This is a genomic window from Aurantimonas coralicida DSM 14790 (assembly GCF_000421645.1).
Lineage (GTDB): Bacteria > Pseudomonadota > Alphaproteobacteria > Rhizobiales > Rhizobiaceae > Aurantimonas > Aurantimonas coralicida.
In genome coordinates this window covers 80,864-96,056 of record NZ_ATXK01000006.1, presented here as the reverse complement: position 1 = coordinate 96,056, position 15,193 = coordinate 80,864, and the positions used below count along the sequence as shown (strand labels likewise).

Below are 15,193 nucleotides of genomic sequence, written 5' to 3'. Positions count from 1 at the left end.
GCGGCGCGGTCCGGTTGCCTGCCGGGATCGATACGTTAGAAGAAGCGCGACACGTCGCCGCCGCCATCATCGCGCGGCGACGCCGGGATGGAGGAGCAGGAATGTCCGAACAGGAAACCGCCAAGGATCGGCCGAACATGGGCGATCTCGACGAACAGGCCCTCTTCTATCACCGCTATCCCAAGCCCGGAAAACTGGCGATCCAGGCGACCAAGACCCTGGGCAACCAGCGCGATCTGGCGCTGGCCTATTCGCCGGGCGTCGCCGCGCCGTGCCTTGCCATCGAGGCCGATCCGTCCCTGGCGGCGATCTATACCAGCCGTGCCAATCTCGTCGGCGTGGTCTCCAACGGCACCGCCGTCCTCGGTCTCGGCGACATCGGTCCCCTCGCTTCCAAGCCGGTGATGGAAGGCAAGGCGGTCCTGTTCAAGAAATTCGCTGACATCGACGTCTTCGACATCGAGATCGACGCCCATGAGATCGACCATATCTGCGACGTCGTCGCGGCGATGGAGCCGACCTTCGGCGGCATCAATCTCGAGGACATCAAGGCGCCGGAATGTTTCGAGGTCGAGTCGCGGGTGCGCGAACGCATGGCGATCCCGGTCTTCCACGACGACCAGCACGGCACCGCGATCATCGTCGCGGCGGCGATCCGCAACGGCCTGATGCTGGCGGGCAAGTCGCTGGAGAACGCCAAGATCGTCACCTCCGGCGCGGGCGCGGCAGCGATCGCCTGCCTCAATCTCCTGGTCGAGCTCGGCGCCAAGCGTGAGAACATCACCTGCACCGACATCGAGGGCGTGGTCTATGAGGGCCGCGAGAAGCGGATGGACCGCTGGATGGCGGTCTATGCAAAGAAGACCGACAAGCGCACCCTCGCCGAGGTCATCGACGGGGCCGACGTCTTTCTCGGCCTGTCGGCCGGCGGTGTCCTGAAGCCCGAGCTCCTGGAAAAGATGGCCGCCAAGCCGATGATCATGGCGCTGGCCAATCCGAAGCCGGAGATCATGCCGGATCTGGCCAAGCAGGTGCGGCCCGACGCGATGATCTGCACCGGGCGCTCGGACTTCCCGAACCAGGTCAACAACGTCCTGTGCTTCCCCTACATCTTCCGCGGCGCACTGGACTGCGGTGCCACCGGCATCACCGAGGGCATGAAGACCGCCGCGGTCGACGCCATCGCGGCGCTGGCCCGCGAGGAGGTCTCCGAGGTCGCGGCCAAGGCCTATGGGTCGGACACGCCGGTCTTCGGGCCGGACTATCTGATCCCCGCCCCCTTCGATCCGCGGCTGATCCTGAAGATCGCCCCGGCCGTCGCCCGGGCCGCCGAGGCCGACGGCGTCGCGGCGCGGCCGATCGAGGACATGCCGGCCTATCTCGACCGGCTGAACCGCTTCGTCTTCCGCTCCGGCCTGATCATGAAGCCGATCTTCCGCATCGCGACGGATTCCGGCAAGCGGGTGATCTTCTCCGACGGCGAGGACGAGCGGGTGCTGCGGGCCGCGCAGGTGCTTCTGGAAGAGAAGATTTGCGCGCCGATCCTGATCGGCCGGCCCAGCGTCATCGCCGCACGGCTTGAGCGCTATGGCCTGCGGATCCGGCCGAACGACGATTTCGAGGTCATCAACCCAGAGGACGATCCGCGCTACCGCGACTATGTCGACCATTATTTCTCGAAGGTCGGCCGCAAGGGCGTCAATCCGGACACGGCCCGCACGATCGTGCGCACCAACACCACGGTGATTGGTGCCGTCGCGGTGTCGCGCGGCGAGGCCGACGCGCTGGTCTGCGGGCTGGAAGGACGCTTCCCGCACCATGTCCGCGACATCAGCCAGGTCGTCGGCGTGCGCGACGAGGCGCACAAATTCGCCGCCATGAGCCTCCTGATCTCGCAGGAGGACACCAAGTTCTTCCTCGACACCTATGTCCAGCGCGATCCGTCGGCGGAAGATCTGGTGGAGATGACGCTTCTGGCGGCGGCCGAGATGCGCCGCTTCGGCATCGAGCCGAAAGTCGCCCTCGTGTCGCACTCCAATTTCGGCTCCGACGACACCAGCGCCACCCGCAAGATGCGCGACGCCGTGAAGATGCTGAAGGCGCGGGCGCCGGAGCTGGAGGTCGACGGCGAGATGCACGGCGATTCGGCGCTGAACACGACGATGCGCGAGCGCACCATGCCGCAGTCGACGCTGAAGGGCGAAGCCAACCTCCTGGTCTTCCCGAATATCGACGCCGCCAACATCACGCTGAACGTGGTCAAGGAAATGACCGGCGCCCTGCATGTCGGGCCGATCCTGCTCGGCGTGTCGTCACCGGCCCATGTGATGACGCCGTCGGTGACCTCGCGCGGCGTGGTCAACATGGCCGCCATCGCCACCGCCCAGGCGGTGCAGCTCAGCGACTGATCAGACGCGCCCGGCAGAGTCCCCGCCGGGCGTTCGCTTAGCCGAGGCGGGCCAACGTGCGCTGCCGGCCAATCAGCGGCAGCAGGGCGGCGAGTTCCGGCCCGTGGTCGCGGCCGGTCAGCGCCAGGCGCAGCGGCATGAACAGCGCCTTGCCCTTGCGCCCGGTCGCCTGCTTCAGGGCGCCGGTCCATTCGCGCCAGGCCTCGGGGCCGAACGCGCCCTCCGGCAGACTGCCGCGGGCCGCCGTCACGAACTGCCGGTCCTCGTCGGAGAGCTCCGGCGTCCGGTCGAGATCGCCGAAGGCCACCTCGACCCATTCCGCCGCATCGGCGACGCGGGCGCAGTTGGCCCGCACCGTCTGCCAGAACGCCTCGGCATCCGTTGACGGCACCCCCATGGCCGCGAGCCGATCCGCGACATCGGCGTAGGGCATGGCGTGGACAAGGTCGGCGTTGAGCCGGTCGAGCTCGGACGGATCGAATTTCGACGCCGATTGCGAGCTGCCCTCAAACTGCATCCGCTCGGCCAGCGCCGCCAGGTCCGGCATGGCGTCGATGGCGCCCGGCAGTCCCACCAGCACCGCGAGGGACGCCACGGCCATGGGTTCGAGGCCGGCTTCGCGCAGCGAGACCAGCGACAGGGCACCGGAACGCTTCGACAGCCCCTCGCCCGACACCGTCGTCAGCAGATTGTGGTGGCCGAAGACTGGCGGCGTCAGGCCCAGCGCCTGGAAGATGGCGATCTGGACGCCGGTATTGGTGACGTGGTCGTCGCCGCGGATGACATGGGTGACGCCGACATCGCCGTCATCGATGATGGACGGCAGGGTGTAGAGATAGCTGCCGTCGCCGCGTATCAGCACCGGGTCCGACAGCGAGGCGAGGTCGACGGTCTGGGGACCGCGCACCAGATCGTCCCAGTGGATCTCGGTACGCTGCGGCTGCAAGGGATCGTCGGCGAAGTTCGGCAGCAGGAACCGCCAATGCGGCCTGCGCCCCTCGGCCTCCAGTGCCTGCCGCTCGTCGTCGGTCAGGCGCAATGCTTCGCGGCCATAGACCGGTGGCAAATTGCGCGCGGCCAGCCGCTTTCGCTTGCGGTCGAGTTCGTCCGGCGTCTCGTAGCAGGGATAGAGCAGGCCCGCCGCCTTCAGCCGCTCGGCGGCGGCATCGTAGAGCGCCAGGCGCTCGGACTGGCGGATGACGCGATCGGGCGCGAGGCCGATCCAGGCGAGATCGACGGCGATCTGGTCGGCGAATTCGGTGCGCGAGCGCTCCTTGTCGGTGTCGTCGAAGCGCAGCACGAAGCGGCCGCCCTGCCGCTGCGCGAACAGCCAGTTGAACAGCGCGGTGCGCAGATTGCCGATATGCAGATGCCCTGTGGGCGACGGCGCGAAGCGGACGGTGACGGTCATGGCCTCGACCTAGCGAACGCCGCGCCGGGTGGCAATCGGCACAGGTGGCGACGGGCCGATCAGGTCTCGTGCGGCTGCGGGTCGATGCGGTCGACGGTGCGGCCTGCCCCCGGCACGGGCGCGTTGCCCAGATTCGCTTTCGGTGCCAGCCGGCCGGCAAGCAGCGCCATGGCGATGGTCATCACCAGGCAATAGACGCCCATTGCATCGATCTGCAGCGGGTACGGCACGCCCAGATCGATGAGAATGCCGGTCACGCCCGGCCCGAGGGCCGAGGCCAGCACCATCAAAGCCACGGTCAGCGAGCGGATCGCGCCCAGATGCTTGACGCCGTAGAGCTCCGGCCACAGGGCGCCGAGCAGCGTCGAGGAGAAGCCGTTGGACACGCCGAGGCAGATCATGAAAACGAAGATCGCCGCCTCGGCGGTGAAACTGGCCGCGATGAAACAGGCGATCGCCAGCGGGATCAGGAAATAGGGCAGCAGCCGGAGCGCGCTGTAGCGGTCGACCATCCAGCCGCAGACCAGCGCGAAAACGACAGTGACCGCCGACATCACAGCGAAGCCGGCGGCGAAGACCTCCAGGGACCAGCCGCGCAGTTCGGTCAGATAGACCTGATGGAAGAACAGGGTCGTGCCGATGAAGGGCGGCGCCAGAACGCTCATCGAGACGAGGTAGAAGCGCGGGCTGCGCAGGACCTCGGCCATGGTCCAGTCGGCAACGTTCGGGATCGGCGTCCCGGGCGGCTCGGACTGGGGATCGCGCTCGCGATGGACCAGCGCGACGATGGTCGGGAGCGCGACGAGGATGAGGATCGCAGCGCTCGCGACCCAGGTGCCGCGCCAGCCGAAGGCACCGGCGGCGAGCACGAAGATCAGCGGAAAGAACCCGGTACCGGCGTGATTGCCGAGGGTGACCAGCGCCATGGCCCGGCCGCGATTGGCGGCGAACCAGCGCCCCGTGGTGGTCATGGAGATCTCGGTCATCATGCCCTGGCCGAACAGGCGTAAAAGGTAGATGGCGAGGATCAGCAGCGGCACCGAGCTCGACACGGCCATGGCCAGCGTCGCGATGGCGAGGCAGACGACGGTGACCGCCGCGACCCGCCAGGCCGGATAGCGGTCGAGGGTCCAGCCGAGAAACGGCAGCGTCGCGGCGCTGGCAAGGGTCGCCAGCATGTAGATCATGCCGAACTCGCCATTCGTCAGGTCGTAGTCGCGGCGGATGTCACCGTTCGACAGCGACACGAAGAAGGTCTGTCCAAAGGACGAGAAGAAGCACAGGAGGAAGCCGCCGCCGAGCCAGCGCGCATTCGTGCCGATGAAGGTCAGAAACTGCATGGGACTCCGGGCCGTAGGCGGCATCGCCGGGCAGGCCCGAAGGCGGCGCGGCGGAAAAGACCGCCTCCCTTAGCATTTGCGAGGCCGCGCGCGCCAGAGCGCCCCGGCCGCGACATTGCAAAGCGTCAGTCGGGCATCTCCCCGAGGGTCAGACCGCGACGCGAATGGGCATGCCCGTCGCCAGCAACCAGCCGAAGAGCAGCAGGCCGGCGATGAGGAAGACGCCCCCGAGCACGAGCTGGCGCGCGGCATAGCGGCGTTCGGGCTCGAGCTCTGCGCCGAAGGCACCGGCCCGCAGGACCTGGAAATAGTCGCCGAACTGGAAGCTCGCGCGGTGCCCCGTCGCCTTCCAGATGCGGCGCATGACGAGGAAATACCGCAGCATGAACAGCGCCCCGACGGCAACGCCGACGGTGGCGAGCGTATCGGGCGGTGGTATCTCCATCGGGTCGTCTCCTTGCGTGTCGGCCGGCGAAGCGGCCGTCAGATGCGGCCGGTGCGCGGTCGGGTGGCTCTCGTATCCAGCCTGAGGCCGGGCGTGTTCGGCGGTTGGCGCAGCACAGTCCGGATCAGCTTCTGGGCGATCGCTCGTACCATTGCCCGGTCGAATCCCGCCGCCACGACCGCATCGACATCGCCGTCGCAGGCGGCAAGCCGCTCCGCGACCATCTCGGCATCCTGCGCGCCCGTGTCGTCTGTCGACGTTCCCAGCGGCGCGGCAACCGGCCATTCGGGAATCGCCATCCGGTCCGCGCCAAAACAGTCGGCAGGACGATGGCCGCGCCGCCACCGGGCAAGGTCGGCGAGATCAATGCGGGACAGATCGGCGATCGGGTTCAATCCTGCGGCCAGAACGCCATCGGCCTCGCCGTTGCCGAGGCGCAAAGCCGTCCGGCTTGTCGCCCCGAGCAAAGCCGCGCCGGTGCGCTCCGCCATGGCGACGAGCAACGCGCCGCGTATCCGCGCGCGCGCCGCTCTCGATGCTGGGATGTCAGACACGCCGTCGCCGGCGGCGATTGCCGCGAGGACAGGCGCGAAGGGCACCGCATGGCACGCAATCCCGAGCGCGGCAGCGGCAGTCCTCACCGCGTCCGTCGCGGCAGCGTCGCTGACCGCGTCCGGCGTCAGCAGGCCCTGCACGCGCGACGGACCCATCGCGTCCACGGCCATGGCGGCGACGATCGCCGTGTCGGCGTCGCCGTGCAGTGTGAGCGTGACCGTCTCTGCGCCCTCCGCTTCGGCATGGGCGCGGATGGCACTGACGCAGGCGCGCCATACCGCTTCCTCCGGCCCCGGCAGATCGACCACGTCCCGGGTCTCGCAGCGCCAGCCCGCCTCGGTCCGCTGCCAGTCGGACAGGAAGAGCCCGGCCTCGAATTGCGGGCATTGCAACGCCAGCGTCCGGTCGGCCTGGAAGGCGAAGCCGCCGCCATCCATGACGCCGTCGCCCTGCCCACCGACGCCATTGATGAACACCAGCGGCAGATCGGTCTCGATCACCTGCCGCAGCACCGCTTGGTGGCGCCGGTCGATCCCGTCGCGGCGGAACGGCATGGCGCTGGGCGCCAGCAGCATCTCCGCGCCGGATTCGGCCAGGGTCTCGCAGACGTCGAGATCGCCCCAGAGATCGTCACCGATGGGAATGCCGAGGCGCAGGCCGCGAAACGCCACCGGCCCGGGCATCGCTCCGGCCCGGTAGGCGGGCGGCGCCTCGAAACCGCGGGCGAGCGGCAGGTCGACCCGGTCGCGCCAGGTCAGGATGCGCCCGGCGTCGAGGACAGCGACCGAATCGTACACGCCGTCATTGCTGCGGCGCGGGCTGCCGATCGCAAGGCCGGGCCCGCCATCGCCGGTGTCGGCCGCCAATTGGTCGACCGCATCCATGCAGGCCGACACGAGGCCGGCGTCGAGCGGAATGTCGGGGTGTGGAGAGCCGGCCAGGAAGCCTGCGGGGAAGACGACGAGATGGGCCCCCGCGCGGGCCGCATCGTCGCGGGCCGCACGGGCCTTTGCGAGATTGCCGGTAATGTCGCCGGGGAACGGCGCGATCTGGGCAATGGCCAGCCGCAGCCGTCCGTTGAGATTGTCGTCGTGCGGCATCGTCCGCCTGTTCCGGTTGTCGCCGCGCCGCGCCTTGCGGGATGGCATTGCCGCCCCTTAGCAAGGCGGCCGGCCGCATGCGAGCCCACCCGGCATACGAGCGCTCCGGCTCGTTTCCGGGTCGCTGCGGACCGCACCTGTGCGACACCGTGCATAGCGAGAACGCACGAAGCCACTTTTTTGCGCCTCAAAACTCTGCAACAAGCGCCGCCAGACTGGAACGCGACGGGACGGTCGGCGGCTGCACGCCGTTTTCGCCGCGATGTTCGGAGCCCACGTGTACGAAATCCTGCGCCTCATTTCCGAATTCGGACCGATCATCGTCCTTGCCGGGACGTTCTTCGAAGGCGAGGTTTTTGCGATCATCGGCGGGTTTCTGGCCTATCGCGGCACCTATCCGTTCCAGATGATGATCGCGCTGGCCTTCGTCGGCTCCTTCATCGGCGACTTCGCCGTGTTCCTCTTCGCGCGCTATTCGTCGAATCACCGCTGGGTGGCGCGCTGGCGTAGCCGCAAGAAATTCGCCAAGGCGCTGCAGCTCGTCGAGCGCTACCAGGCGTTCTTCGTCATCGTGAACCGCTATATCTACGGGCTGCGCATGCCGGGGCTGATTGCCCTCGGCCTGTCGCGCATCTCGATCGCCCGCTTCGCCATCCTCAATCTGATCGGCGCGGCGCTCTGGGCCGGCATCTTCACCAGCGTCGGCTATGTCTTCGGCTATTCCATCGGCTCGGTCTTCGCGCGGCTGGAAGTCATGGAGCGCGGTCTCGGCATCACGCTGGCGGTCATCGCCGTCGCACTGACCCTGTGGTTTGCCTGGCGGCAATGGGGACCGGCCCTCATCAGCCGGGTGCGCAATGGCCGCGGCCCGGACGACGACCAGCGCCGGCTGCCCTCCAAGCTCGCCCGGATCAAATCCCGATCGCAGCCTCTCCGCGGTCCAGGATCAGAGGAATGATCAGGTCCTCCTCGTCGGCGAGATGCCGCACGAGGCGATCGAGCAGCCGTCCGCTCGACTCCGCATAGGCGTCGCCCGCATAGCGCGCCGCATCCGGCGGCACCGCCCCACCGCCTGTCTCCTCGGCCAGGAACCGGTTCGCCGTTTCGGCGACCGCCATCAGGTCCGCGTGGATCACCTCATGGTCGTTCTCCAGGAGCTCGAAGCCCGGCGCGAGGCGGGATTCAGCGCGAACGAAGACCGGAAAGTAATGGTGGTCCTCGATCTGGTGATGCTCTTCGAGCTGGGTCAGGAAGAACTGCAGCCGCGGCGCGAACCAGCGGCGGAACGGGTCGAGCGCCACTTCGCCCTCGCGGTGCTGCGACAGCGCCTCCTGCATGGCCGCACCGAGTTCGCGGAACATGTCGTGGCGCTGCAGCCAGAACCGGGCCGTCGCGCCGAGATTGGCATGATCGGTCCATGTCTCCCGCGGATATTTCCGCAGGAGTTCGGTCAGATCGGCCGGCAGGCCGGTGCGGGTGTCGAGGTCGAAACTCTGCTTCATCGCTGCTGAACCTGCGTCTTCATTCCGGTCTCCGCCGTCAGCGGAACGCGAAGGCGTCCATGGACAGGACGCCGAAATCCCGGCTGGCATGCAGCCATTCGCCTTTGGCGCCCGGCCCAGCCGCCCCGAGCGCGACATGCAACGGCACGAGATGCTCGTCGGTCGGATGGTTCTTCTCGGCAAACGGCGCCTGTCGGCGGTAGTCGGCCAGGGCCGCCCGGTCGCCGGCAACGAGCCGGTCGCCCATCCAGTCGACGAATTGCGTCACCCAGTCGGGCGTCGCATCCACCCTGATGCCCTGCCGGATCCGGTCGAACGCTTCGGGCAGGTTGTGGGTGAAGGACCCCGAGCCGATCACCAGCACGTCCTCGCCCCGCAGATCCGAGAGCGCTGCGCCGAGGTCCAGATGATAGGCGGCGTCGCGCGTCGGATCGACCGACACCTGCACGACAGGAATGTCGGCGCCCGGATAGGCCAACAGGAGCGGCACCCAGGTGCCGTGGTCGAAGCCACGCCCGGCGACGGCTTCCGCGACGAACCCCGCCTCCGCAAGAAGGGAGACGATCCGCTGCGCCAGTTCGGGATCGCCCGGCGCCGGATAGCGCATCTGGAATAGCCGCGGGTCGAAATTGCCGAAATCGTGGATCGTCTCCGGCGCCGCATCGCTCGTGACGCCGACGCGGCCGTCACGCTCGAAATGGGCGCTGGCGACGACGATCGCGCGCGGCACCGGCAGGTCGGCGGCGAGCCTTCGCAGGAAAGCGGCGGCCTGCGTATCGGCGACGGCGGTATCGGGGGCGCCGTGGGAGAGGAAGAGCGTCGGCATCGCGGACATGGCGGGAACTCCGTTCGTGCCTCCCAGCCTAACCCGTCACGGGCGCGGCGGCAGGCCCGCATATCCTGACAGACCGTCCACCCCTCAAACGAAAACCGGGCGCATCGCTGCGCCCGGTTCCCATCTTATCCTGTGCGCCGGCCATCACCGGACGGCGCGAAGCGGCATGGACTTCAGCCGGCCGCGACCTTGCGGGCCGCGTCCTCGGCATGGTCCTTCTTGACCAGCTCGGCGACGAGGAAGGCCAGTTCCAGCGCCTGGTTGGCGTTGAGGCGCGGATCGCAATGGGTGTGGTAGCGATCCGACAGATCCTCGGCCAGTACCGGCCGCGCTCCACCGGTGCACTCGGTCACGTCCTTGCCGGTCATCTCGATATGGATGCCGCCGGCATGGGTGCCTTCCGCCCGGTGGACGTCGAAGAAGGTCTGCACCTCCGACAGGATCCGGTCGAAGGGCCGGGTCTTGTAGTCGTTCAGCGTAATCGTGTTGCCATGCATCGGATCGCAGGACCATACGACCTTGCGGCCTTCCCGCTCGACGGCGCGGACGAGCTTGGGCAGATGCGCCTCGACCTTCTCGTGGCCGAAGCGGGTGATCAGCGTCAGCCGGCCGGCCTTGTTGTCCGGGTTCAGCTTGTCGATCAGGCGCAGCAGCGCATCCGGCTCCATGGACGGGCCGCATTTGAGGCCGATTGGGTTCTTGATGCCGCGGCAGAACTCGACATGGGCATGGTCTTCCTGGCGGGTGCGATCGCCGATCCAGATCATGTGGCCCGAGGTCGCGTACCAGTCGCCGGAGGTCGAATCGACCCGGGTCATGGCCTCTTCATAGCCAAGCAGCAGCGCTTCGTGGCTGGTGAAGAAATCCGTCTCGCGCAGCGAGGGATGGCTCTCCGCGTCGATGCCGATCGCCCGCATGAAGTTCATGGTCTCGGAGATGCGGTCGGCCAGCGCCCGGTAGCGCTCCGCCTCGGGGCTGCCGCCGACGAAGCCGAGCATCCACTGATGGACGTTGTCGAGATTGGCGTAGCCGCCCTGCGCGAAGGCACGCAACAGGTTCAGCGTCGCCGCCGACTGCCGGTAGGCCATCTCCTGGCGTTCCGGATTCGGGATGCGCGAAGCCTCGTCGAACTCGATGCCGTTGATGATGTCGCCGCGATAGGACGGCAGCGTCTTGCCGTCGCGCGTCTCGTTGTTGGACGAGCGCGGCTTGGCGAACTGACCGGCGATGCGGCCGACCTTCACCACCGGCTGGGACGCCGCGAAGGTCAGGACAACGGCCATCTGCAGGAAGGCGCGGAAGAAGTCGCGGATGTTGTCCGCGCCATGCTCGGCGAAGCTCTCGGCGCAGTCGCCGCCCTGCAGCAGGAATCCGCGGCCTTCTGCGACTTCGGCCAGCGAACGGGTCAGCTTGCGCGCCTCACCCGCAAAAACGAGCGGCGGATAGGTCGCCAGACGCTTCTCGGTGTCGGCGAGCGCCGCCGGATCCGGATAGTCCGGTACCTGCTCGATCGGCATGTTGCGCCAGCTCGACGGGGTCCAGTCCTTCGCCATCACATCACTCCTGACCGGTGCGCGCCGGCCGTTCTTCTCGTTGTTCGCTTTGCGAAATCGCGGCCGTGGACGTCACGATCTGACCATCCGCTCCGGCCGGGGCCGCGTTTAAGCATGTCCGGCCGAAATTGTCATCCTTCTCGGGTTCCGCCGCGTCAGATGGCCGGATCCGGATCGATCAGCCGGGCCCCGCGTGCCGCGACCAGCCGGTCGAAGAGCTCGGGTTCCCCGGGCTCCAGCGTCACCGGGCGCGGATAGCGCGGGGCGGCGCGGTCGCGCAGCACGCGGGTCTCGAAGCCTTCGGTCTCGTCGACGAAACGGCGCAGGCCGTCGTCGCCGTAAAGGGTCCGGAAGCCCTGCATCACCGCGTCGAGATAGCTCTGCAGGATCGCGGCCTGCAGGTCGCCGGCATCGGCCGCGCCGCGATGCGCCTCATAGATATAGATCGGAATGTCGGCAACGGGCGGTCCGTCCACCGTCAGCTTCGACAAATCGACGATCCGCCGGGCATAGCCGGCCTCGCGCTCGTCCACCGACGGCAGATGGTCGGCGAGATCGTAAACGACGACGCCGTCGATGGCATGGGTGTCGTTCGGCTTGACCGACAGGAGCGCCATCTCGGCGGCGGCGTCGCGCGGCAGCCAGAAGCGCTGCCAGCCGGCTACGCTGGCACGGCGAATGCCGAGGAACTTGGTGCGCAGCGTCCGCCGGTTGACCAGCGAGCCATAGCCGAAATAGGCGACGACCCGCCCCTCGGCGGCCAGCCGCGGCAGGTCCGGGTGATCGTCGTGAATATCCATGGCGCGGCTCTAACGGAATGGGCGCGCAGATCAAGAGCGGCGGCCCCCTCGTCGCGGCGGTGTGACCGACGGTGCGGTGTGCCCCGTCTCGATTTAAACGTTGACGTAAACGGAAGACTGGACACATTGGCGGCATGGATATCGCCGCGACTGCTCCCGCCTCCGCCCGCCCCGTTGCTGGGCGCGACCTCACCCTGACGACAGCCGATGGCGTGTCGCTGCCAGCGACGCTGTTTCGCGCCGAACCGGCCGGCGACGGACCGGCCGTGCTGATTTCGGCGGCTGCGGCGGTCGAGCGCCGCTTCTATCGCGGCTTCGCCCAGCATCTGGTCGACCAGGGCGCCCGCGCCGTTCTCACCTATGATTATCGCGGCATCGGCGCTTCCGCCCGCGATCGGGGCGCCGCCGCATACCGCATGCAGCACTGGGGCACGCAGGACTTTCCGGCTGCCCTCGCCGCGCTGGAAGCGGCCGCCGGCCCCGGGCCGGTCGTCGGCATCGGCCATTCCTTCGGCGGGCTCGCCATCGGCCTCAGCGGCCTCTCGGCGCGGTTCGACCGGTACGTGATGATCGCCTCGCTCAATGGCTGGTACGGGCGCACCCGCGAGCCCCTGTCGGTGTTCGCCCGGATGAACCTTCTCGGCGTGCCGATGTCGCGGCTGACCGGTCGCATTCCCGGTTCGATCGGCTTCGGTACGGCGCTGGCCGGTCCGGTCTTTCGCGACTGGGCGCGCTGGTGCCGCCGACGCGATTTCTTCTTCGGCGATCCGGCCGTTCCGGAAGCCGCCCGCTTCGCCGATGTCCGGCTGCCATTGCTGTCGGTGGGGATCGAGGACGATCCATGGGGCACGCCGGCCGCCGTCGGGGCGCTGCTCCAGCGCTTCGAGAATGCCGAGCTATCGGAGATCTGGCTGTCGCCGCGCGACGCTGGCGGCCCGATCGGCCACAACGGCTTCTTCCGGCGCGACATGCAGGCGAGCCTCTGGCCGGTCGTGGCCGACTACCTGCTGACCGGCGTGGAGCCGGTCCGGCCCCCCTCGCCGGCCTGAGGGTCTCGCTTCAGCCGGTGATCTTCTCGCCGCCGCGGACCCGGTAGCTCGGCTCGTACATGGTCACCAGTTCCTCGGCGGCTGTCGGATGCACCGCCATGGTCGCGTCGAACTGGTCCTTGGTGACGCCCGCCTTCAGCGCGATGCCGAGCGCCTGGCTGAGTTCGCCGGCATCCGCCCCGAGAACGTGGGCACCGACGACCTTGCGGGACGCCGCGTCGACGATCAGTTTCATCATCATCTTGCCGCTGCGCCCCGACAGCGTGTTCTTCATCGGCCGGAACGAGGTCCGGTAGATCTCGATCTCGTCATAGGTCTTGCAGGCCTCGGCCTCGGTGATCCCGACCGTGCCGATCTCGGGCTGCGAGAACACCGCCGTCGGGATCGTCGCATAGTCCGGCTTCGTCGGATTGTTCCGGAACGCCGTCTCGACGAAGCACATGGCCTCGTGGATCGCCACCGGGGTCAGCTGCACCCGGTGGGTGACGTCGCCCAAGGCCCAGATATTGTCGACGCTGGTACGCGAATAATCGTCGACGACGATGCCGCCGCGGGAATCGAGCTCGATGCCGGCCGCCTCGCAGCCGAGATTCTCGGTGTTCGCCTTGCGCCCGATGGCCAGCATCACCTGGTCAACCACCCGCACTTCGCCGCTGTCGCAGCGCGCCTCCATGCGGCCGTCGTCGAGCTGCTTCACCTCCACAAGCGTATCCTGGCAGATGACGTTGAGCCCCTTGTCGACCATCGCCTGGTGCAGCTCGTGGCGCAGATCGTCGTCGAAACTGTTGAGGATTTCCTTGCCGCGATAGACCAGCGTCGTCTCGACATCGAGCCCGTGGAAGATGTTGGCGAATTCGACCGCGATGTAGCCGCCGCCCAGGATCAGGATCGACTTCGGCAGCTCCGTCAGGTGGAACGCTTCCTCGGAAGTGATGCAGTGTTCGGCGCCGGGCAGGCCCGGATGCGGGTTCGGCCGGCCGCCAACGGCAATGAGGATCTGGTCGGCGGTGACGACACGATCGTCGGCCAGAAGCCGGATCTCGTGCTGGCCCTCGAGCACGGCGCGGCTGTTGAAGATCTCCGCCCCGGTCTTGGCGACATTGGCCGCATAGAGGTTTTCCAGCCGCTCGATCTCGCGATCCTTGTTGGCCATCAGGGTCGGCCAGTCGAAGGAGCGTTCGCCGAAGGACCAGCCGTAGCCGGCCGCATCCTCATGCGCCTCGGAGAATTGCGAGGCGTAGACGAAGAGCTTCTTGGGCACGCAGCCGCGGATCACGCAGGTGCCGCCGAAGCGGTATTCCTCGGCGATGGCGACCCGCTTGCCGAGCATGGCCGCGCGGCGTGCGGCGCGCACGCCGCCCGAACCGCCGCCGATGACGAAGAGGTCGTAGTCGTAGCTGTTGCCGCTCACGCTGGCGCTCCCGCTGCTGTCGCCGCCGTCATCCGGACCGCCGTCGAAACGGTCGCGCTTGCGGCGCATCGTCGTCTGTCGCCAAAGCGTGCGGCGAGCGCCGCAGGATCGACGGACGTCATATTGGCACGATGACGGACGGCCGCTCCGGCCGACCCCGCCCTTCCGTGCCGCCGCATCTTTACTGCGCGGCGTCGGCCGGCGTCATCGGCTCGATCGGCGCCTGGGCCTCGCCGTTCAACGGCGCGTCGCCGGCGGTGCCGTAGAGCTCGTTCATGCCCTGGAAGGCGCTTTGGCGCAGATCGCGGACGATGCCGTTGCTCCAGACCTGCGCCGCCGCCATCATCTCGCGGGTGGCCGTCGGGCCCTGCGCCAGAAGCTTCTTGCCGGGCTCGGACTGGTAGAAATCGGCGATGGCGCGCAGCTCCTCCTCGGTGAACAGCTTGGCGTAGACGCGGGCGACCTCGTTCTCCAGCGCCGCCCGGCGCGACGCAAGCGCCAGCGCCCGGTCGTCGACCATGGCGGAGATCTTCTCTTCCATGTCGGGATTGTTCGGGATCAGCTCCGACTTGGTCTGCGTCGCCGCATTCATCAGGATATTGTCGAACTGGTCCGTCGCGTCGATGGCCTCGATCGTGTCGCGGGCCGCGGCGAGATGGGATTCGGTGTATTCCTGGGCGATGGCGTTGGCCGGCAGCACCAGAAGCAGCGCTGCGGCCGCTGCGATGCGGCCCTGGCGTGTCACTCGACTAAACATCATGAACGTCTGTCTCCGTTCGGTTCG

At 68.0% G+C, this 15,193-nt stretch carries 13 protein-coding genes; 3 read left to right on the top strand and 10 right to left on the bottom strand.

Annotation, left to right across the window (positions count from 1 at the left end):
• Window positions 1–101: 101 nt before the first annotated feature.
• Entirely contained in the window at window positions 102–2,408 is a 2,307-nt protein-coding gene (locus H536_RS0114015; protein ID WP_024351076.1) for an NADP-dependent malic enzyme, read from the top strand.
• Window positions 2,409–2,445: 37 nt separating this feature from the next.
• Here H536_RS0114015 and gltX read toward each other — a convergent pair whose 3' ends face one another.
• The 4 genes from gltX to H536_RS0113995 form a co-directional block, all read right to left on the bottom strand.
• Complete coding sequence (gene gltX, locus H536_RS0114010) at window positions 2,446–3,819, bottom strand: glutamate--tRNA ligase (RefSeq protein WP_024351075.1); 1,374 nt, start codon at window positions 3,817–3,819, stop codon at window positions 2,446–2,448.
• A 59-nt stretch (window positions 3,820–3,878) separates the two neighbouring features.
• Window positions 3,879–5,159 carry an MFS transporter gene (locus tag H536_RS0114005; protein ID WP_024351074.1) on the bottom strand — a complete coding sequence of 427 codons (1,281 nt, stop codon included), beginning with the start codon at window positions 5,157–5,159 and terminating at the stop codon, window positions 3,879–3,881.
• Window positions 5,160–5,307: 148 nt separating this feature from the next.
• The gene (locus H536_RS0114000; protein ID WP_024351073.1) at window positions 5,308–5,604 is read right to left on the bottom strand and encodes a hypothetical protein; all 297 of its coding nucleotides are present in this window, start codon (window positions 5,602–5,604) and stop codon (window positions 5,308–5,310) included.
• 38 nt (window positions 5,605–5,642) lie between these two features.
• Complete coding sequence (locus H536_RS0113995) at window positions 5,643–7,259, bottom strand: nitrilase-related carbon-nitrogen hydrolase (protein ID WP_024351072.1); 1,617 nt, start codon at window positions 7,257–7,259, stop codon at window positions 5,643–5,645.
• A gap of 277 nt (window positions 7,260–7,536) precedes the next feature.
• On the opposite strand from H536_RS0113995, the gene H536_RS0113990 reads away from it, so the two are divergent.
• Entirely contained in the window at window positions 7,537–8,217 is a 681-nt protein-coding gene (locus H536_RS0113990; RefSeq protein WP_009209888.1) for a DedA family protein, read from the top strand.
• Here H536_RS0113990 and H536_RS0113985 read toward each other — a convergent pair.
• From H536_RS0113985 to H536_RS0113970, 4 genes are all read right to left on the bottom strand, one after another.
• Window positions 8,171–8,761, bottom strand: a complete 591-nt coding sequence (locus H536_RS0113985) for a hemerythrin domain-containing protein (RefSeq protein ID WP_024351071.1) — start codon at window positions 8,759–8,761, stop codon at window positions 8,171–8,173. The genes H536_RS0113990 and H536_RS0113985 overlap by 47 nt on opposite strands.
• A gap of 37 nt (window positions 8,762–8,798) precedes the next feature.
• Window positions 8,799–9,596, bottom strand: a complete 798-nt coding sequence (locus H536_RS0113980; protein WP_024351070.1) for a dioxygenase family protein — start codon at window positions 9,594–9,596, stop codon at window positions 8,799–8,801.
• 173 nt (window positions 9,597–9,769) lie between these two features.
• Window positions 9,770–11,149 carry a class II 3-deoxy-7-phosphoheptulonate synthase gene (locus tag H536_RS0113975; protein WP_024351069.1) on the bottom strand — a complete coding sequence of 460 codons (1,380 nt, stop codon included), beginning with the start codon at window positions 11,147–11,149 and terminating at the stop codon, window positions 9,770–9,772.
• A gap of 155 nt (window positions 11,150–11,304) precedes the next feature.
• Window positions 11,305–11,949, bottom strand: a complete 645-nt coding sequence (locus H536_RS0113970) for a gamma-glutamylcyclotransferase family protein (RefSeq protein WP_024351068.1) — start codon at window positions 11,947–11,949, stop codon at window positions 11,305–11,307.
• Window positions 11,950–12,083: 134 nt separating this feature from the next.
• Here H536_RS0113970 and H536_RS0113965 point away from each other — a divergent pair, with 134 nt between their 5' ends.
• Window positions 12,084–12,998 carry an alpha/beta hydrolase family protein gene (locus tag H536_RS0113965; protein ID WP_024351067.1) on the top strand — a complete coding sequence of 305 codons (915 nt, stop codon included), beginning with the start codon at window positions 12,084–12,086 and terminating at the stop codon, window positions 12,996–12,998.
• A 10-nt stretch (window positions 12,999–13,008) separates the two neighbouring features.
• Here H536_RS0113965 and gor read toward each other — a convergent pair whose 3' ends face one another.
• Entirely contained in the window at window positions 13,009–14,409 is a 1,401-nt protein-coding gene (gene gor, locus H536_RS0113960) for a glutathione-disulfide reductase (protein WP_024351066.1), read from the bottom strand.
• A 181-nt stretch (window positions 14,410–14,590) separates the two neighbouring features.
• Complete coding sequence (locus tag H536_RS22670) at window positions 14,591–15,169, bottom strand: DUF2059 domain-containing protein (protein WP_024351065.1); 579 nt, start codon at window positions 15,167–15,169, stop codon at window positions 14,591–14,593.
• Between the last annotated feature and the right edge of the window lie 24 nt (window positions 15,170–15,193).